Genomic DNA, 17,136 nt, shown 5'->3' with positions numbered 1-17,136 from the left:
ATGTTAGTGCAAATCCTACTCCAGCTCCTACTGATGCAGCAATAAAAGGGCTTCTCCAAACCTTGCAAAGCTCGATATAAGGTCTCCATATAAAGCATCCTTTATTGCATTTGTCATAGCAATCCCTGGAACTAAAATCATTATAGAACCAATAATTACTTTATCTAAATTTACAGCATTTATTAAATTTTTAAATATCAATGTTAATATAGCTGCCAAGAAACCCGATAAAAAATATTCAAAAACTGAAAAATCCCAATCTTGAGATCTTTTCTTTTACTACATAAACTATACAGGTTATTATAAAGGCTATAAGTGCATCCAATAATTTACCATTAAAAAGCTGCGTAAATGAAAAGGCCACAATTCCTGCACTAAAAACCCTTAAAGGATACTTAAAATAAGGTAATTTTCTTATCTTTTCAACCTCACCTATTATCTCATCATAATTTAGATTTTCGTTTTCAATTCGTCTTGAAAGATCATTTAAAAGATCTATTCTGTGAAGGTCAACGGTTCTATCCTTAATTCTTTTAACACATGTAATAATCCTTCCATCATGTGTTTTACCTGTTGCCGAAAATCCAGTTGGCATAACAAAACTGTCAAGTTCAACCTCATAACATTTTGCTATTCTTTTCATCGTGTCTTCTACTCTATAAATTTCCGCACCGGAACTTAATAACATTTCACCTATCTTTGTTGTTATTTCCATAACCTGTTTTAATTCCATCTTTATCACCACCTTTTAATTGTATCATAATTTTTTTATTATTATAACAAAGTAAACACTAAATTAACAAAATTTTATCAAAACAAAAGCCGCAGAAGCGGCTATTTTAAGTTATTAATAATTGAAATTATAGTTTCCTTAACATACTTTGCTATTTCATTTAATCCTTCATTTTCAAAATCTTTTAAAATGTATTCAGGATCCATAAATCCCACTTTTACCTTATCACCTTCCTCGTATACTGCTATTTTACAAGGTAAAAAATATCCAACCTTTACGTCCTTTTCAAGGGCTTCCTTAGCCTTGTAGGGATTGCATACCTCTAAAATAGTAAAATTACCATCGTATGCAACTCCCTTTTCCTTTAACTTATCTTGAAAATTTAATCTCAAAATTACACCAAACTTTGCTTTTTCGAGCTTTTCAGCAATTTCGTCTAAAACATCTTCATACCTTTTATTAACTTCAATTTCATAAATAAATTTATCCATAGCATCACTCCTTAACATTAATTTTAGGATGCTATCTAATATTTTGTTTATCTATAGTATAATTATACAATAATTAACAGCTTAAGTGTATAATAAAATTTTAAGGCTGTCCAAAACTGGACAGCCTTTTTATTAAATTTCCTTTCTAAATTAATTCATTTATGAAATTTAATATATATTCTTTATCTAACATGCAACCTTTTTTACAATCTCTCCATTTTTAGTAATTACCAAATAAGGTGCTTCATTTACACCTAATCTTGATGCTAATCCTGAATTCTTATAAAGATCTATTTTAATTAGCTTTACCAAGTCATTTTTCTCCCTTTCGATCTCTTCAATCTGTTTCATAAACTCTCTACTTTTTCTTCAATAGGTGACCAAATATAAATAAGTCCTATTTTTTCCTTTTGCATTATTTCCTTTTCGAAAACTTCACATTCTGCTATATATTTTTCTGCCATAATACCTGCAATACATCCATCACCAACAGCAGTTGCAACTTGTTTTATTATTTTATCTCTTACATCACCTGCAGCAAATACACCTTCTAAATTTGTTTCCATTTTTTCATTTGTTATGATATAGCCATATTTATTCATCTCAACTTGTCCTTTAAATATTTCTGTATTAGGTTCATAACCTATAAATAAGAAACATCCATCAACAGGAACTTCAATCAATTCCCCTGTTTTTAAATTCTTCAATACAACTTTTTCTAATCTTTCATCTCCCTCAAAGGACTCGACTACTGTATTCCATATAAATTCCATTTTTGAATTCTTTAAAGCCTGTTCTTGAGCTATCTTATTTGCATCCATTATTCCAACATCATGTATTACTGAAACAATAACTTTTTGGCAAATTTAGTTAGAAATATACCTTCTTCTATTGCTGCATCACCACTTCCTATAACCATAACAGCTTTATCAGTATAATATGCTGCATCACAGGTTGCACAGAAGGAAATACCTTTATCATACAGGAAGTTTTCTTCATTTTTGCTCTTGTTAATCTTGGTTTACCACCACTTGCAATTATTACTGCCTTTGCATGATAAATAGTTCTAAAGGTTTCTATAATTTTATCTTCTCCTCTTAAATCTACAGATCTAACATCTGTAAGCTTTACTGTTATTCCGAACTTTTTTGCTTGTTTTTCAAATAGTTTCATTAAATCTGGTCCAGTAATTCCTTCTGGGAATCCAGGATAATTTTCTATTTCACTTGTATAAGTTGCAAGCCCACCTAATAGAGATTTTTCAAATAAAATCGTTTTTAGTCTTGCCCTTCCACAATAAATAGCAGCCGTAAGTCCTGCTGCACCACCACCGATTATCGCAACATCAAAATATTCATGTTTCTTTTCCATAAAAATTCCTCCTTGTTAAAATTTAGGCATGCAGAAGTGCTGCATGCCCTATATTTTACATAAAATATTTAACTAACAATTTACTTCCTATCCATGCGCCGAAGAACAAGAACAGCATAAATACCCAACCGTGAAGTGACATTGATGCAATTCCACTAAATAGAGCTCCTATATTGCATCCAAAAGATATCCTTGCACCATATCCCATTAAAAGTCCGCCTAGAACAGCTGCTATTACTTGCCTAAAGGATTTAATCTTTTTATTCTAAATTGTGATGCTAAAAGCGTCGATAAAAGTGCACCAAATATAATTCCTAAGTTTGATATTGAATGTAAATCCTTCCAGAAACCTGCCTTAATTGCTTCAGCATGAGTTGCTTGTTGGAAGTAGAACCAATTATCTATGTTTCCACCTAAAGATTTGTATATCCATGCGCCCCAATATGAAAATGGAGTTGTAACTCCCCAAGGCTTACCCGTTGATGCAAACATTGCAATATTTAATATAGCAAGAATTACAGCACCAACTGCATATGGCCAAGGTTCCTTTAAAAATGTTTTATAATACTTATTTTCTTGAAGCTTCAAACTACTCACCCCCTTAAAAAGGTTTAAGATAAAATTACTTTGTTTTTTCGATTATAATATCCCATTGACCGCCGTCAATTTCTTCAATTTCAACGTTATAGCCTTCTTTTCTTGCCCATTCAGGAACATTCTTCATAGCACAGCTGTGGTCAACCTCAACTATGAGAACATCTCCAACATTTAACGTAGCCATCTTCTTTTGGGTCTTTATAAGTGGAATTGGACAAGCTTCGCCAAGACAATCAAGCCTATATTCTGCCATAAATGTCCCCCTTGCTATTTTATTCGTTGCTCTTTTTTCACCATACCAGTCAGCTAATATATAAATTACAAGAAGCAAACCAAATTGAATTAAAAGTGCTAAAGGCCATCCAAAAACTTGTGGTAAAAATACAGGCTTTGTTTTTGAAATCAATACATTATTCCACCATCCAAAATCATGAGCTCCCCAAAGTGATCCAATTATGAAGAAAATCAGTGAAAGCATTTGCATTACAAAGCCTTCTCCAACTCTCATGAGTGTCCCTGAAGCACATCCACCTGCAATAACCATTCCTATGCCAAACAATATTGCTCCTATAGCTGTATGAAGACCAACTGAGAGATATTTCCTGGTATCTTTTCAGCTCCTTTTAATACTGCACCATATTGAATTGCAGCAAATCCAACTGTAGCTGTTGCAATTGCAATGATAACGGCTTTGGTAAGAGAAGTTCCACCAGTTAAAACTGGATCTCTCATTGAAGCAGTAAAACAAAATCTTGATCTTTGAAGTGTAAATCCTGCAGCTACACCTAAAATCCACATGACTGCAGATTTAGGAGATTGATTTGAAATAAAAATCCTGCTCCTACGATTGCAATAAAAAGTGCAACTCCAAGTGGGATTTGATTAACTTTCTTTTTCTTTGCCTTTGTTCTCGTGCTTACAGAAGTTTTTAATTCAGTCATTTTTTCACCTCCTCATGTTTGTTAATTGTTTAACTATCTAATATAATTATACTATAATTCTTTATTTGTTGGTTATCTAACTTACTAATATAGCATTAATATTTCTAATATAATGAACAATTTATATAATGCAGTAAAAATAAAAAGAATATTTCATGTAAAGCCTACAATGGTATATAATATATCTGATAAGGGATTCTGGGGGGATCATATGAACATATTATATTTAATATCATTTGTTGAAACAGTAAAACAAAATAGTATTTCAAAAGCATCAAAAACTACATATAACTCAATCTGCTTTAAGCCAGCAATTACAAAATATTGAAAAAGAATTAAATTGCGAACTCCTAAAAAGAAGCAATAAAGGAGTTGAACTAACTCAAGAAGGAGAAATTATTTTTTCATATGCAGAAACTATTATTGAACTTTACAACAACATGCTTTCAGATATCGATAAAATAAAAAATGATTCGCTGAAGGAAATAAAAATATCATCATGTAGTTCCGTTAGCGAATACCTTCTCCCATGCACTATACATGTATATAAAAATCCCATAAGAATGTTAGATTTTCTATTAAGACAGAGAAAACAAAGCAGGTTATAGAACATGTAAAGAATAAAATTTGTGACATAGGATTTATTGATGATATCATCAATGATGAAGAATTAGAACAATTTAATATTTGTTCAAATGATTTCGTCATTATATTCAATAATAAAAAATTCAAAATACCTCATGATAGTTTTACCATAGATATAATAAAAAATATCCTTTAATTTTAATAAATAGCGAACATGGAATTAGAAATTTTATTGAAAGACTAATTGAAAAATCGGATATTAGATTTAATGAATTGAATATTGAAATTGAATTAGATACGATTGAAGCTATAAAGCAGTCTGTGTCCGCTGGCCATGGTATATCGATAGTTCCTCTGACTTCGGTTAAAAAGGAAGTATACCTAAAATTGTTTGATTATATTCCTTTAAACACGAGTTCAAACTGTTGTATCAGCATGATATATACTAAAGAGTCACTTTCAAAGGAACATGTTAGAGAATTTATAGATTTCATTAAAAGAACAGGCAAAGAAACCTTTTGTTAAAGTTTTTTAATATATATTTTCCATATGCCATTTTCTTCTTCACATTCAATATTGCATTTTTCCTTTCTAAATGCATCAATCAAATTTCTTAATGTGCAGCTATGATCTGATATTATTGTCAATGTATCATTTTTACTTATTTTTTATATTCAATTTTTGCCTTTACAACTGGAACTGGACACATAAGGCCTAAGCAATCAATAATTTTTGCATATCGTTCCTCCTTTATATTATAAAATTTCAGGCAGGCAAAATGCCCACCTTTTATACAAACAAATATGAAATTGCGTTAAATAAATATCCAATTATAATTATCCCTAATGTTACTATTGTTATAAAAATCCCAAGTAGTTTTGGTTTTACTACCTTGCTTAACATAATCATAGAAGGTAAGGAGAGCGCTGTTACCGCCATCATGAAGGAAAGGATTGTTCCAACTCCTACCCCCTTCATGAATAATGCTTCTGCAATTGGTAGTGTTCCAAAAATATCAGCATACATTGGAACGCCAACTATAGTTGCTAAAATTACAGCAAAGGGATTATCTGAACCTATTATCTTTTCAATTACGTTTTGTGGAATCCAATTATGAATTGTAGCACCAATTCCAACACCAATTAAAATATAAAGCCAAACTCTACCTATTATTTCTTTTACCTGATTCTTTGCATAATCTATTCTTTCTTTCCTTGTCATCTCTGGAACTTCAATGTCAACATTTTCGATTTCCCTAACATAACCTTCAACATATTTCTCAAGATTCATTTTATCTATCAAAGTTCCACCTATTACTGCAAGAACTAAACCAACTATAACATAAGCAATTGCTATTTTAGGACCAAAAAGGACATTAAAAGAAGAAAGGAAGCTAAATCAACTAATGGTGATGATATTAAAAAGGAAAAAGTTACGCCTATTGGTAGTCCTGCTGAAGTAAACCCTATAAATAAAGGTATGCTAGAACAGCTGCAAAAAGGTGTTATCGTTCCAAGCAAAGCCCCAAAAATATTTCCCTTTATCCCCTTTATGTGTCCTAAAATTTTCTTTGTTCGCTCGGGAGGAAAATAGCTTTGAATATATGAAACTATAAAAATTAAGATTGAAAGCAGTATAAAAATCTTTATAGTGTCATAAATAAAGAAGTGGATGCTTCCTCCAATTCTTTCCTTCACAGATAATCCTAGAACTTTTTCAACAAAATATCTTACCAAATTTGAAAGCCATACCATTTTTAACAACTGATCGTTTATAAAATTAAATATTCCCATATACTTTCCTCCTTAATTTGACACAAGTTAAGCATGCATTATCGCATGCTTATCCTTTTAATATATTTTTAACTTCTTCTGCACTTAAAACCTTACCAAAGGATTTTACCTTTTCATCAACAACAAGTGCAGGTGTTCTCATAACACCATACTTCATGATTTCCTTAAAATCTTCAACCTTTTGGATTTCTGCTTGAATTCCAAGCTCTTCAACTGCTTTTTGTGTTTTCCTCAAGTTTTTTACAGCTTGCACAACCTGAACCTAAGATTTTGATTATCATAGTTAGCCCTCCTAATCCTTAAGTTTTTGAAATTTATTATCAATGATTTGACGAGCAATAGATATTAAGTCCTTTATTTCTTCGTCCGCAAGACTATAATGTATATTTAATCCAACCTTTTCACTCTTTACAATTCCTGCATCCTTTAATATCCTAAGATGCTGCGAAAGATTTGATTGGCTAAATTCTATATCTTGGTTTAATACGCAAACACATTTAGGACCATCAAGGAGATAATTTATTATCTTGTATCTAATTGGATGGCCTAAAGCTTTAAAAATCTTTACAACAAGTTCATCCTTTGTCATTCTAAGCCTCCTTTATATACAAATTAATCAATTAATTTAATTATAAAATTCTTAATTATATTTTTCAAGCAAAACCTATATCTCCTTAATAGTAAAGTAAGCGATTATAGTTGTTATTATAAGCATAACCCCATAGAACAAGAATATACTATTTAGTCCCATGCTTTGAACAATCCTACTACCAATTGCTGTTCCAACGCCACCTCCGCCCATAAAGCAGAAAGCAACTAAGGACATTGCAGCTCCTCTTTCTTTTTAGCAAACTCAGTTGCTCTTGTTAAAAGAGTTGAATGTGTAAATATAAAACCTAGTCCCATAAGTCCAATTGAAACTATTAATATAATTAAATTATAACCCAAGTTATAAATTAAAAGTTCTCCTAATGCTGCTGATAGCAAACCAATTACTAATATCTTTCTAATCCCAATTTTTTTAGCTACATTACCACTTATTCTTCCTCCAATTAAAGACATTACTCCAAAGGCAGTCATAATCAATCCTATTAGTAGGTTATTATAATTATATTCTTTTGCAATAAAAGAACCAATATATGAAAATCCACCAACTATAAACATGCCTTCAAGGAGAACAACAAAATAAGTTATTAAGCTTTTAAAATTTGATAATAACATAAAATAAGGTTTTAAAAATTGACTGTCTGGATTTTTTATAGATGGCATATTTTTATAATTTTTAAGAATTAACAAAGCTGGAATTACTGATAAAATAGCATAAACAACAAATACCTGTCTCCAACTAATAAAGTATGCAATGGCACCACCAATTGCCATACTCATACCTTGACCTAAAAAGATATTCCCATAAATGAACCTATGGCACTTTGTCTTTCTTCTATTGGAAACACATCTCCTATTAATGCTAAGGATATAGGCATAACAGAGGCTGCAAAAACTCCAGTTAAAGCTCTAAATATAGCAAGATTTGTTAAGGATGACCCTAAAGCACAAAGTCCTGTAGCTATTGTAAACATTACAATTGAAAATGTTATTATATTCTTTTTACCATATCGATCAGCTAATGGTCCAAATAAAATTTGAAATAATCCAAATGGAATCATATAAGATGAAATTAAAAGTCCTGCTCTTGCAATATCAACATTAATGTCCTTTGCTATTGCAGGTAATATCGGTGAAACAACCCAATTATCAGCCATTACAATAAAACCTGCAAAACCTAAAATTAAAATTAAACTTTTTTAAAATCCTTTTCCATACTTCCCACCTCTTTTACTATTTAATAATTTACTTATATAATAATACACTAATGATTATACCCTATCGTGGTATAACTGTCAATTACTTTATAATATAATAACTTTATAATATAAAAGGCCCTAAAGTTTCATTTTTAATACTTTAGGGCAATTAGGTTTAATATAAAATTAATCTATTGTCTCAAAAATTTGACAAAACTCATCAAGGCTAATTCCTATGAAATATTTATTAAAATCAAATTCTTTAAGCGCTTTTTTATGTCACCAAGGTCATATCTGCATCCCCTTAGGGCATTTTCAATATCTAAAATATCATCAACATTAAAAAATCTCCATAAATTTTAACTTCATCAATTTTCCCTTTTTCTATTTTTAAATAAACTTCAACAATGCCCGAATTAAACTTTTTAGAGTTTTTATAATTAAATTTAGGAGAGTTACCGAAATTCCATTCATAAGTTGAATATTTATTCCTAACTAATTCATCGATATTTTTAATATCTTCTTGTGTTAATATATACTCTTTTATATCTGTATTATTCTTAATATATCTATAAAGTTCATTCATAAACTCATCAACAGTCATATCATTTTTTAAATAACTTTTTATATTAGTAACCCTACTTTCAACTGATTTAACTCCCTTTGATTCATATTTTTCTTTCGAGACTTTTAAAGCTTGCGATACATTTTTTAAATTTGCCGAAAAAGGAGTGTTCCATGGTGAAGAATTCTTCCATTTTTAATGGTTTGGGCATTACCTGAAATTTTCTTCTCATCTACAACAATGTCATTTCGACCTGAAATTTTAGCCTCAACCCCTAAACTTTTTAAAAATTCAACTATAGGTTCTAAAAATTCCTGAAAACTTATATTAACATCATTAATATTTTTAATAAAGGTAAAGTTAATATTGCCTTTATCGTGAAAAACTGCTCCTCCACCTGTTAATCTTCTTACTACAGATATATCATTCTTCTTAACAAAATCAATATTGATTTCAGATAATGTATTTTGATTCTTACCAACAACAATACAATTATCGTTCCTCCATATTATAAAAAATTCATCCTTTGATTTTGTTAAGAAATATTCTTCAAGAGCTAAATTAAAATAAGGATTCAAACTTTTGTTATAAATATAAAACAAATTTATCACCATCCATTAGCAGCTTCCGCAGCAACATCCTCCACTACTTTTTCCTTCTGACTCTAGTTGTTCCAAAGCTTCCTTCGTTAAAATATCACTAATTATTTTATCTATTTTCCTACAAATTTCATTAGCTACTTTATCAACCATTTCCTCATAATTTTCTGGTAGTTCCTTTAATGAAACTAATTCTGAAAGTGCTATATCTTCTCCAAGTATTTCTGCAACATTGATAACTACATTAACTTTTCCACTATACTTTTCAGTTGCCCTCATTGCACAAAGTTTAGAACAACCATCAACAGCTATTGTAGGGAAAACTTTTGCAAAAGTCTTTCTTCTTCACCACCTGCAATAAATAAAGGAAGACATATTGTAACAGTTTCACCCATCCTAAGCTTTTCTAAAACCTTTCTTGTAGCAAGCCTTGATATTGTTCCTCCAAGACATTCTTCACCACTACATGATACTATACCCACCTTTGTTTCCTTCATTTATTTCACCTCCATTTTATCTATTATTTCAACGATCTTATCAGCTATAAAGTCCACAACTCCCCATCCTTCTTCGTTTAAATTTGTCGCCGTTCCAGGTTTCATAGCTCTTTTTCTTTAGCAAACTCTATTGATTTCAATTCCTCTATAACTTCTGCCCCAGCTTCCTTAGCATTTTTGCCGCACACATTTTAGGACAGCCATCAATTGTTATGCACTTTTTACCCTGCATATAATTTTTTATTTCTTCATCTCCTGTAACAAGATAAGCTAAACATTTTGTCTCAGCCTCATCCTTTTTAAGTTCCCTTACAACCTTTAATGCAGCTTCTCGTGCTATTAAGCCATAAACTTTTCCCATCCCACTACATGGAATAACAACAACCTTAGACATGAAACTCATCCACCTTTCTTTTCATTTTTTCAAAGTATTCATCAAAGGTTAATAAAAGCATTTTATCTGATTCAAAATCACTAATCTCTATATCAGCGATCCATCCCTTTTCATAAGGATTTTCATTTATATATTCGGGGCTTTCTAAAAGTTTCTCGTTTATCCTAACTATTTTTCCACTAACTGGTGATATAATCTCAAAAACTGCTTTTCCAGATTCGATAGTTCCCACTTCATCAAATTGACTAATTTCATTTCCTACAGTTGGTGGATTAAAAAACATTATATCTGAAAGACTTTGCTGAACATAATCTGTAACTCCAATTCTTGCTAAATTTCCATCAACATATACCCAGCAGTCATTTTCATTAAAATAAAATCTATTTTTAGGCAATCTGAAAATAAATTTATCCTTTTTATATATCTCATAATCCAAAGTTTCAGGAAATTTTATTTCTAAGTCTTTCGATGTATTCTGATTTTCCTGCAGCAATTCATTAATTATAATTTCAATAACCCTCTTTTCATCTTCTCCTACTTTAAGCTCCTTGGAAAGCGTAATATTATTTTTCTGTGCTACTTCACTTACGTTTACCTTTTTATAAACCTTAAGATTCTTTTCAGAAGCAAGCCTTGTTGCACACCTTGTATTACATCCATCAATTACTATCAATTGATTTTCATTTGCCAATTTGTTATATCTAGCATCTGCAACTCTATAAAAAACAGGGCATATAATTTCACAGAAAATTTTTTCTTTTAAAATTAAGGCAATTTCCCTGGTTATGCAGCCTGCACATTTATCAAGGCCATTACAAGGTAAAACAACATAATTCTTATCCATTTTGCTCCATCTCCATTCTTAGTTGTTTAATTTTTTTAGTCACTTCTGACTTATCTGGGAATGAAAGCGCATCAACTCCACAAGTTTTACCACAAGCCCTGCAAAACACAACACAATTATATGGATTTTTTACTATAACTTTTTTTCTTCATTTTCTCTAACTTCATACACATCGTGTGGACAGAACTTAACGCATTCAAGACAATAATTACACTTATCATAATCAATTATAGGAAACCAATCTATCTTTTCCCTTGGAACTCCCATGAAGGTGTTTTCACTCATATTAATTCCTCCTCTAATCCTAGCTCCTTTAATGCATTTTTTACTATCTCCAAGGCTTTTTCATTTGTCATATCCCTTATATCAAGCATAACTGCATCCTTTTCAATATCAAGCCCAGCTTCCTTAAAGGCATCTTTGAACATTTTTCTTTGCATATTTGGAGCACAAGCACCTATTATTAATTTTCTGTGAACTTTTAAAAAGTCAGCAAGGAATCTGTCTCCATCCTCTTCACAAAGCTGAGGATGAATAAAGGCATATTCAACTGGAAGTTCAACTCTGACTTGATTTATAAAATCCCATATGTCCATCTTTGAAAATCCTGGACACTTTCCTGTGCAAACACACATTATAAAGCCTGGTAAATTTCTTTCACCCATGATAATTCCCCCTTATATTTTATGAACTGATAAACCTAATGCATCATTTATAGCTTCAAAGACAGCCTCTGATAATGTAGGATGAGGATGAATAATTGAAGCTAAAGTATTCAAATCCGCCTTTAATATTATTGCAAGAGTAATCTCTGATATTAACTCTGAAGCTCCCTCACCTAAAATTTGGCATCCCAATATTTTATTGTTCCTTTTATCCGTAACTACCTTTACAAGTCCGTCCCTTTCACCCAATGTAAGTGCACGTCCATTGTTTCTAAAATAAAACTTACCTATCTTTACATCATAGCCTTTTTCAATAGCTTCTTTTTCAGTTAATCCAACCATAGCAACCTCCGGGCTTGTATAAATACATATAGGAACTGCTTCATAATTTATCTTGCTTTCTTTTCCCATAGCATTTAAAATCGCAGCTCTTCCTTCTGCAAAACTAAGATGAGCAAGCTGTCTTCCTCCTATAACATCCCCAGCAGCGTATATATTTTCTATATTTGTTCTGTAAAATTCATCAACTTGTAAAGCATTATTTAAAATATTTAACCCTACATCAACAAAATCACTTGTAATATTGGGTTTTCTTCCAACTGCAAGCAATACTTTATCTGCAGTTAAAGAACTTTCTTTAGAGTTTTCCTCAAAATATACTCTTAAGCTACCTTCTTTAGTTATTTTTTTAACATTTACTCCAAATTTAAAATTTATCCCTTTTCTTTTTAAAATCTTTAAAAGTTCATTTGAAATTTCTAAATCTCCAACATCTAATGTATCTTTTATTTCAAGCACTGTTACATTACAAAGTAGAGAAAACATCTCCGCAAATTCAAGTCCAATTACGCCTGAACCTATTATAACTAAACTTTCAGGGATCTCATTAAGGTCTAATATATCATCACTTGTTAATACCCCTTCTAAATCTATTCCTTCAATCTTAGGAATTATAGGAACTGCTCCTGTTGCTATGACAAGCTTATTAAAATTGATTATTTTTTCTTCATCCTCTGCTTTGACATGTAGTTGATTTGGACTTTTAATTGTTCCTATACCATTTACCAAATTAATTCTGTTAGAGGATATTAGGTTTTCAAGGCCAATTCTAAGAGTTTTTACAACTCTGTTTTTCTTTCTACAGAAGTTGTCCAGTTTGTGTTTTTAATTTGACTTTCTATTCCAAACTCTAGACTCTTTTTAAAATTTCTTACTAATCCACTTGTTCTTAAAAGTGCCTTTGTAGGAATGCAGCCCTTATTTAAGCAGACTCCACCTAAATTGCTCTTTTCTATCAATGTCACTTTTGCACCTAACTTTGCTCCAGTTATTGCTGCATAATAACCAGCAGGTCCACCACCTAAAACAACATAATCACAATCTAATTTTTTCAAACTATCCCCCTTACACTTTATAATTTAATTATTTTCTTAACTAATTATATTATAAAACAATGAATTCTAAAATTCAATTTATAAATTTTCAGCATTTTTATACAATTCTTTTATTTCTTCCTTCGTAACAAATCTTAACAATATATATGCAATTATTATTATGCCTGGTATATCTATCAAAAGCCTTGTTATTGCAAATTTAGTTCCTAAAGATGAAAGTTCAAATAAAAACATTGGTATTTTTGTGGTTGACCATGCACCTATGAAAATCAATATATTGCTGAACTTAACTCCCTTCTTCATAAAAACAGCCGCTATTGGGAAAGCTCCATATAGAGGTCCTGCTGCAGCTGAACCTAATATTATTGCAAGTGCTACTCCCTTAATTCCTGAACCTTCTCCCATATATTTAATCATGGTTTCCCTTGGAACCCATATGTCTAAAAGACCTAATAGAACAAATATCGGTGGTATAACAAGAAGCATCTCCTTAAAACTATATCCAACTATACTTAAGGCCTTTTTGCTAACATTAAAATCTATTAAAAATATAATGCTCATTATTATTACAGTTACTATAAAAAATTTATATCTTTTTATTATATTTTTCATATTCCACTCACTACCTTTCCTATTATAAATGCAACTATAAATGAAAATATAAAAGCTAATAGATTCCTTAGAATTGTGATCTTCTTCCCAAAATATTTTATTTCAACAGGTATAGTAACAACTCCAACCATCATAAGTGTTGAAACAAATGCTGCAATTTGAGTATATCCCGCTCCACTTTTTAATAACATAGCTGCAGTGGGAAATGCAACAAAACCAGGTATCAATGTAATTGAACCAACAATTGCTGCTAAAATAACACCTAAAATCCCTGATTCCTTTCCAATAATTTTTGAAATGATTTGTGGATTTAATACAGCTAGTAAAATACCAACTAACATTAGAACACCAAGAAATTCTGGAAGAATGTTTTCAAATGATTTCCATGCTTTAAAAATTGCCTTTTTAGTTTTTGTTTGTCCTTTAAATAAGATAAAATCAATAAAAGAAATGTTAAAATATAAAGGGATAAATTCCACATATCTTAATCACCTCTTATTTAATTTTTTAATTAATTAATTATAGTTTAAATTATTTTATAAATGCTTGTCAATTTAACTTTTTAATAAATTAATATTTAATTAAATTATTATTTATTATCTTTAAATTATTAACAAAATCTATTATAATGAATAATATAATACATAATTTCAATACTAATAAAAGGGAGGGACTAATGTGGATATAAAAATTTCTAAGGAAATAGCGGAACAAATAAAAGATATTCTTGCAAAGGAAGGTAAATCTGCAATAAGATTTGAAGTTGTTGATTTTGGTTGAGCTGGTCCTGTTTTTGATGTTGTTCTGGATGAACAACGCAATTTAGATGAAGTTGTTGAAATAGAAGGAATAAAATTTGTTGCTGAAAATAGTATAAAGCCATTTATAAGAAACATTGAAATTACAATATCTGATGGAAAACCAGCAATACTTCAAACTGGTTGCTGCTGCTAAAAAGTCCCATGCTAGTCTTTTTACATAGCATGGGACTTTTTATAATTATTTATTTATGTGCTTCAAAATACCCTCTTGTAGCATTAGCAATTCTAACTAATGTTAACATGATTGGAACTTCTGTTAAAACACCTACAACCGTTGCAAGGGCTGCTCCAGATGTAAGTCCGAATAAGGATATTGCAACTGCAACTGCAAGCTCAAAGAAGTTGCTTGCTCCAATCAAAGCTGCTGGTGCTGCAATATCGTGTGGAAGCTTCCAAACCTTTGACCAGCCATAAGCTATGAAGAATATTAAAAAGGTTTGAATTGTAAGCGGAACAGCTATTAAAAGTATGTGGAATGGATTATTTACAATTATTTCACCTTGGAATGAGAATATAATCACTAGTGTCAATAAAAGTCCGATTATAGTTATATTATCAAACTTCTTTAAAAATACGTTTTCAAAATAATCTATTCCCTTGTTTGCTATTACTCTTTTTCTTGTAAAGTATCCAAAGGTCAATGGAATAACAACAAATAATATTGTTGAAAGTATTAATGTATCATAGGGAACCCTAACATTAGAAACTCCAAGTAAAAATGCAACAATTGGTGTAAATGCAAATAAAATTATAAGGTCGTTTGTTGCAACTTGAACAAGCGTATAGGCAGGATCTCCATTTGTTAAATAGCTCCATACGAACACCATTGCTGTGCATGGTGCCGCACCAAGCAATACTGCACCTGCAAGGTATTCTGTCGATAGGTTTTCAGGAATATACGCTTTAAATACTATTTTTAAAAAGAAATATGCAATTAAATACATTGTAAAGGGTTTTATAAGCCAGTTTGTAACCCAAGTTACAATAAGTCCCTTTGGTTTTTGCCCTATCTTTTTAACGCTTGAAAAGTCAATTTTAAGCATCATAGGATAAATCATAAGCCAAATTAATACTGCAACTGGAATTGATACATGGGCATATTCCATTCTACTTAAGAATTTAGGAATGGATGGAATATACTGCCCAATTAAGACTCCAGCGACGATACAAAGTGCAACCCATATACTTAAATATCTTTCGAATAAACTTAAACCCTTTTTAGCCATAAAAACTCCCCTTAATTATGCTTTTCCTGTTCTTATATTTTCAGCGAACTTTTCTGGAAGTCCATTTTTTAAAATTTCTTCTGCAACAGTTTCATAATCATAAGGAACAGAATGGATTTCAACATCTAACTCTTCCCCTACGTTTATTATAATATAGTTAGCATTTGGGCTACCATTCTTTGGCTTTCCAACGCTACCTGCGTTTATTAGATATTTATCACCATATTTTTTAGCATAAGGAATGTGTGTATGTCCACAAACTAAAGCATCATATTTAAACTCGCCCATAACCTCTTCTGCTTCCTTAGAATTCTCCTTTAAATATTCGTTAATTCTTCTTGGGCTTCCATGAACAAACATAATATTCTTACCCTCAAATTTTAAAACCATTTCTAATGGAAGTTCCCTTAAAAATCTTTTATTTTCTTCAGTTACCGTTTCAATTGTATAATTTAACGAAATAGAGGCATTCTCCATATCCTTTGGATCTGGATAGTCACAACCACAAATAAACTTTTCATAGCCAACTGCATCATCGTAATTTCCCATAATCGTTAGAATATTTTTTTCCTTAAAAGTTCAATTACCTCATTAGGATAAGTGCAGTATCCAACTAAATCCCCTGTGCAAGCTGTAATGTCAACCCCCTTTCCTTTATATCTTCTAATACAGCCTTTAGGGCTAATAAATTGCTGTGAATGTCAGAAATAACTGCAATTCTCATAAAAATCCTCCTTAATCTAAATTATCGCAGCCTTTACCTTGGGCTTTAAATTTTAAAAGGTTTTCATATTCTTGCTTCAGCTTTTTAACCTTTTCTGTTTCATGGAATAGTAATTCCTTTAAAAATGGATATTTATTTAATATTTCTTCATTTAACCTATAGTAAACATATTGCTGTTTTTGGTTCCAGTTATCATCTTGCTTCTACTCAATCTTGTAAGATGTCTTGATGCATTCGATTGAGTTAGATTAAGTAATTTTTCAATTTCACAGACGCAAAGCTCTTCACCTTTTAAAAGGTTTAATATTCTAAGTCGCGTTTCATCTGCAACTTCTTTTAATATCTCTACAAGTTCCATAAAAGCACCTCTTTGTTATATGATTATATAATCATATTATCATATTGTAATAGTAAAGTAAATATTCCATGTAGAAGTTTGTTATAATTTTTTTCTTTATTTAATTTTAAAGTTGGTATAA

The 17,136-nt window shown here is 30.7% G+C and carries 30 protein-coding genes and 4 pseudogenes; 2 read left to right on the top strand and 32 right to left on the bottom strand.

Features of this window, described 5'->3' with window-relative positions:
* Nucleotides 1-27: 27 nt before the first annotated feature.
* The 11 genes from PWK10_RS01710 to PWK10_RS01655 all read right to left on the bottom strand — a co-directional run bounded on the left by PWK10_RS01710 (nt 28) and on the right by PWK10_RS01655 (nt 4,133).
* Nucleotides 28-219 carry a threonine/serine exporter family protein gene (locus tag PWK10_RS01710; protein WP_274767179.1) on the bottom strand — a complete coding sequence of 64 codons (192 nt, stop codon included), beginning with the start codon at nt 217-219 and terminating at the stop codon, nt 28-30.
* Between the two features lie 19 nt (nt 220-238).
* Nucleotides 239-733 carry a threonine/serine ThrE exporter family protein gene (locus PWK10_RS01705; protein WP_274767178.1) on the bottom strand — a complete coding sequence of 165 codons (495 nt, stop codon included), beginning with the start codon at nt 731-733 and terminating at the stop codon, nt 239-241.
* Nucleotides 734-834: 101 nt separating this feature from the next.
* Entirely contained in the window at nt 835-1,224 is a 390-nt protein-coding gene (locus PWK10_RS01700) for a DUF302 domain-containing protein (RefSeq protein WP_274767177.1), read from the bottom strand.
* A 186-nt stretch (nt 1,225-1,410) separates the two neighbouring features.
* The gene (locus PWK10_RS01695; protein WP_274767176.1) at nt 1,411-1,575 is read right to left on the bottom strand and encodes a thioredoxin domain-containing protein; all 165 of its coding nucleotides are present in this window, start codon (nt 1,573-1,575) and stop codon (nt 1,411-1,413) included.
* Nucleotides 1,572-2,045: an NAD(P)/FAD-dependent oxidoreductase gene (locus PWK10_RS01690; protein ID WP_274767175.1), complete on the bottom strand. Its 474-nt coding sequence runs from the start codon at nt 2,043-2,045 to the stop codon at nt 1,572-1,574. Before PWK10_RS01690 ends, PWK10_RS01695 begins: the two co-directional genes overlap by 4 nt.
* Nucleotides 2,046-2,133: 88 nt before the next feature.
* Nucleotides 2,134-2,595 carry an NAD(P)/FAD-dependent oxidoreductase gene (locus PWK10_RS01685; RefSeq protein WP_274767174.1) on the bottom strand — a complete coding sequence of 154 codons (462 nt, stop codon included), beginning with the start codon at nt 2,593-2,595 and terminating at the stop codon, nt 2,134-2,136.
* Nucleotides 2,596-2,650: 55 nt separating this feature from the next.
* On the bottom strand, nt 2,651-2,803 hold the full coding sequence (locus PWK10_RS01680) for a YeeE/YedE thiosulfate transporter family protein (RefSeq protein ID WP_274767173.1): 153 nt from the start codon (nt 2,801-2,803) through the stop codon (nt 2,651-2,653).
* A gap of 26 nt (nt 2,804-2,829) precedes the next feature.
* Nucleotides 2,830-3,183 carry a YeeE/YedE thiosulfate transporter family protein gene (locus PWK10_RS01675; RefSeq protein WP_274767172.1) on the bottom strand — a complete coding sequence of 118 codons (354 nt, stop codon included), beginning with the start codon at nt 3,181-3,183 and terminating at the stop codon, nt 2,830-2,832.
* 34 nt (nt 3,184-3,217) lie between these two features.
* Complete coding sequence (locus PWK10_RS18300; RefSeq protein ID WP_342455605.1) at nt 3,218-3,751, bottom strand: sulfurtransferase TusA family protein; 534 nt, start codon at nt 3,749-3,751, stop codon at nt 3,218-3,220.
* Nucleotides 3,752-3,759: 8 nt separating this feature from the next.
* Nucleotides 3,760-3,990, bottom strand: coding sequence for a YeeE/YedE thiosulfate transporter family protein (locus PWK10_RS01660; protein ID WP_274767171.1), 231 nt, complete (start codon nt 3,988-3,990; stop codon nt 3,760-3,762).
* Nucleotides 3,978-4,133, bottom strand: a complete 156-nt coding sequence (locus PWK10_RS01655; protein WP_274767170.1) for a hypothetical protein — start codon at nt 4,131-4,133, stop codon at nt 3,978-3,980. The genes PWK10_RS01660 and PWK10_RS01655 overlap by 13 nt, the downstream gene beginning before the upstream one ends.
* A 257-nt stretch (nt 4,134-4,390) precedes the next feature.
* Between PWK10_RS01655 and PWK10_RS19290 the strand changes: the two genes are divergently transcribed.
* Together PWK10_RS19290 and PWK10_RS01650 are read left to right on the top strand one after the other, a co-directional pair.
* Nucleotides 4,391-4,741: a LysR family transcriptional regulator gene (locus PWK10_RS19290; protein WP_446715322.1), complete on the top strand. Its 351-nt coding sequence runs from the start codon at nt 4,391-4,393 to the stop codon at nt 4,739-4,741.
* A gap of 172 nt (nt 4,742-4,913) precedes the next feature.
* Nucleotides 4,914-5,243 carry a LysR substrate-binding domain-containing protein gene (locus tag PWK10_RS01650; protein WP_274768063.1) on the top strand — a complete coding sequence of 110 codons (330 nt, stop codon included), beginning with the start codon at nt 4,914-4,916 and terminating at the stop codon, nt 5,241-5,243.
* Here PWK10_RS01650 and PWK10_RS19285 read toward each other — a convergent pair.
* The 21 genes and pseudogenes from PWK10_RS19285 to PWK10_RS01560 form a co-directional block, all read right to left on the bottom strand.
* Nucleotides 5,240-5,383, bottom strand: a complete 144-nt coding sequence (locus PWK10_RS19285; RefSeq protein WP_446715321.1) for a sulfurtransferase TusA family protein — start codon at nt 5,381-5,383, stop codon at nt 5,240-5,242. The two genes, PWK10_RS01650 and PWK10_RS19285, sit on opposite strands and share 4 nt — an antisense overlap.
* 124 nt (nt 5,384-5,507) lie before the next feature.
* Nucleotides 5,508-6,511 (bottom strand): annotated as a pseudogene (locus PWK10_RS01645) (permease).
* Nucleotides 6,512-6,560: 49 nt separating this feature from the next.
* Nucleotides 6,561-6,792, bottom strand: a pseudogene (locus PWK10_RS01640) (thioredoxin family protein).
* 11 nt (nt 6,793-6,803) lie between these two features.
* On the bottom strand, nt 6,804-7,100 hold the full coding sequence (locus PWK10_RS01635; RefSeq protein WP_008907531.1) for an ArsR/SmtB family transcription factor: 297 nt from the start codon (nt 7,098-7,100) through the stop codon (nt 6,804-6,806).
* 75 nt (nt 7,101-7,175) lie between these two features.
* A complete protein-coding gene (locus PWK10_RS01630) occupies nt 7,176-7,337 on the bottom strand; it encodes a hypothetical protein (RefSeq protein ID WP_274767169.1) in 162 nt (53 codons plus the stop codon).
* Complete coding sequence (locus tag PWK10_RS18295; RefSeq protein WP_342455604.1) at nt 7,328-7,891, bottom strand: MFS transporter; 564 nt, start codon at nt 7,889-7,891, stop codon at nt 7,328-7,330. Before PWK10_RS18295 ends, PWK10_RS01630 begins: the two co-directional genes overlap by 10 nt.
* A 14-nt stretch (nt 7,892-7,905) precedes the next feature.
* A complete protein-coding gene (locus PWK10_RS18290) occupies nt 7,906-8,274 on the bottom strand; it encodes an MFS transporter (RefSeq protein ID WP_342455603.1) in 369 nt (122 codons plus the stop codon).
* Between the two features lie 275 nt (nt 8,275-8,549).
* Nucleotides 8,550-9,495: pseudogene (locus PWK10_RS19280) on the bottom strand (lipoate--protein ligase).
* 3 nt (nt 9,496-9,498) lie between these two features.
* Nucleotides 9,499-9,759: a hypothetical protein gene (locus PWK10_RS18275; protein ID WP_342455601.1), complete on the bottom strand. Its 261-nt coding sequence runs from the start codon at nt 9,757-9,759 to the stop codon at nt 9,499-9,501.
* A gap of 29 nt (nt 9,760-9,788) precedes the next feature.
* Nucleotides 9,789-9,977 carry a hypothetical protein gene (locus PWK10_RS18270; protein WP_342455600.1) on the bottom strand — a complete coding sequence of 63 codons (189 nt, stop codon included), beginning with the start codon at nt 9,975-9,977 and terminating at the stop codon, nt 9,789-9,791.
* 145 nt (nt 9,978-10,122) lie between these two features.
* Nucleotides 10,123-10,371 carry a putative zinc-binding protein gene (locus tag PWK10_RS01610; protein ID WP_274767168.1) on the bottom strand — a complete coding sequence of 83 codons (249 nt, stop codon included), beginning with the start codon at nt 10,369-10,371 and terminating at the stop codon, nt 10,123-10,125.
* Complete coding sequence (gene gcvH / locus PWK10_RS01605; protein WP_274767167.1) at nt 10,364-11,215, bottom strand: glycine cleavage system protein GcvH; 852 nt, start codon at nt 11,213-11,215, stop codon at nt 10,364-10,366. The genes PWK10_RS01610 and gcvH overlap by 8 nt, the downstream gene beginning before the upstream one ends.
* Nucleotides 11,216-11,347: 132 nt before the next feature.
* A complete protein-coding gene (locus PWK10_RS01600) occupies nt 11,348-11,500 on the bottom strand; it encodes a 4Fe-4S dicluster domain-containing protein (RefSeq protein WP_274767166.1) in 153 nt (50 codons plus the stop codon).
* The gene (locus PWK10_RS01595) at nt 11,497-11,880 is read right to left on the bottom strand and encodes a hypothetical protein (RefSeq protein WP_274767165.1); all 384 of its coding nucleotides are present in this window, start codon (nt 11,878-11,880) and stop codon (nt 11,497-11,499) included. The genes PWK10_RS01600 and PWK10_RS01595 overlap by 4 nt, the downstream gene beginning before the upstream one ends.
* Before the next feature lie 12 nt (nt 11,881-11,892).
* Nucleotides 11,893-12,948 carry a dihydrolipoyl dehydrogenase family protein gene (locus PWK10_RS01590; protein WP_274767164.1) on the bottom strand — a complete coding sequence of 352 codons (1,056 nt, stop codon included), beginning with the start codon at nt 12,946-12,948 and terminating at the stop codon, nt 11,893-11,895.
* Nucleotides 12,949-12,998: 50 nt separating this feature from the next.
* Entirely contained in the window at nt 12,999-13,274 is a 276-nt protein-coding gene (locus PWK10_RS01585) for an FAD-dependent oxidoreductase (protein WP_274767163.1), read from the bottom strand.
* Between the two features lie 78 nt (nt 13,275-13,352).
* Entirely contained in the window at nt 13,353-13,886 is a 534-nt protein-coding gene (locus PWK10_RS01580) for a permease (protein WP_274767162.1), read from the bottom strand.
* Nucleotides 13,883-14,365, bottom strand: a complete 483-nt coding sequence (locus PWK10_RS01575; RefSeq protein WP_342455599.1) for a permease — start codon at nt 14,363-14,365, stop codon at nt 13,883-13,885. The genes PWK10_RS01580 and PWK10_RS01575 overlap by 4 nt, the downstream gene beginning before the upstream one ends.
* Before the next feature lie 524 nt (nt 14,366-14,889).
* Entirely contained in the window at nt 14,890-15,933 is a 1,044-nt protein-coding gene (gene arsB, locus PWK10_RS01570) for an ACR3 family arsenite efflux transporter (protein WP_274767161.1), read from the bottom strand.
* Nucleotides 15,934-15,948: 15 nt separating this feature from the next.
* A pseudogene (locus PWK10_RS01565) lies at nt 15,949-16,657 on the bottom strand (metallophosphoesterase family protein).
* A gap of 151 nt (nt 16,658-16,808) precedes the next feature.
* Entirely contained in the window at nt 16,809-17,015 is a 207-nt protein-coding gene (locus PWK10_RS01560) for an ArsR/SmtB family transcription factor (protein ID WP_274767160.1), read from the bottom strand.
* Nucleotides 17,016-17,136 lie beyond the last annotated feature (121 nt).

Origin of the sequence: Caloramator sp. Dgby_cultured_2, from assembly GCF_028872215.1 — a bacterium.
GTDB classification, from domain to species: domain Bacteria; phylum Bacillota; class Clostridia; order Clostridiales; family Caloramatoraceae; genus Caloramator; species Caloramator australicus.
Note: the sequence above shows the minus strand (reverse complement) of the source record. Positions and strands in the feature narration are given on the sequence as shown.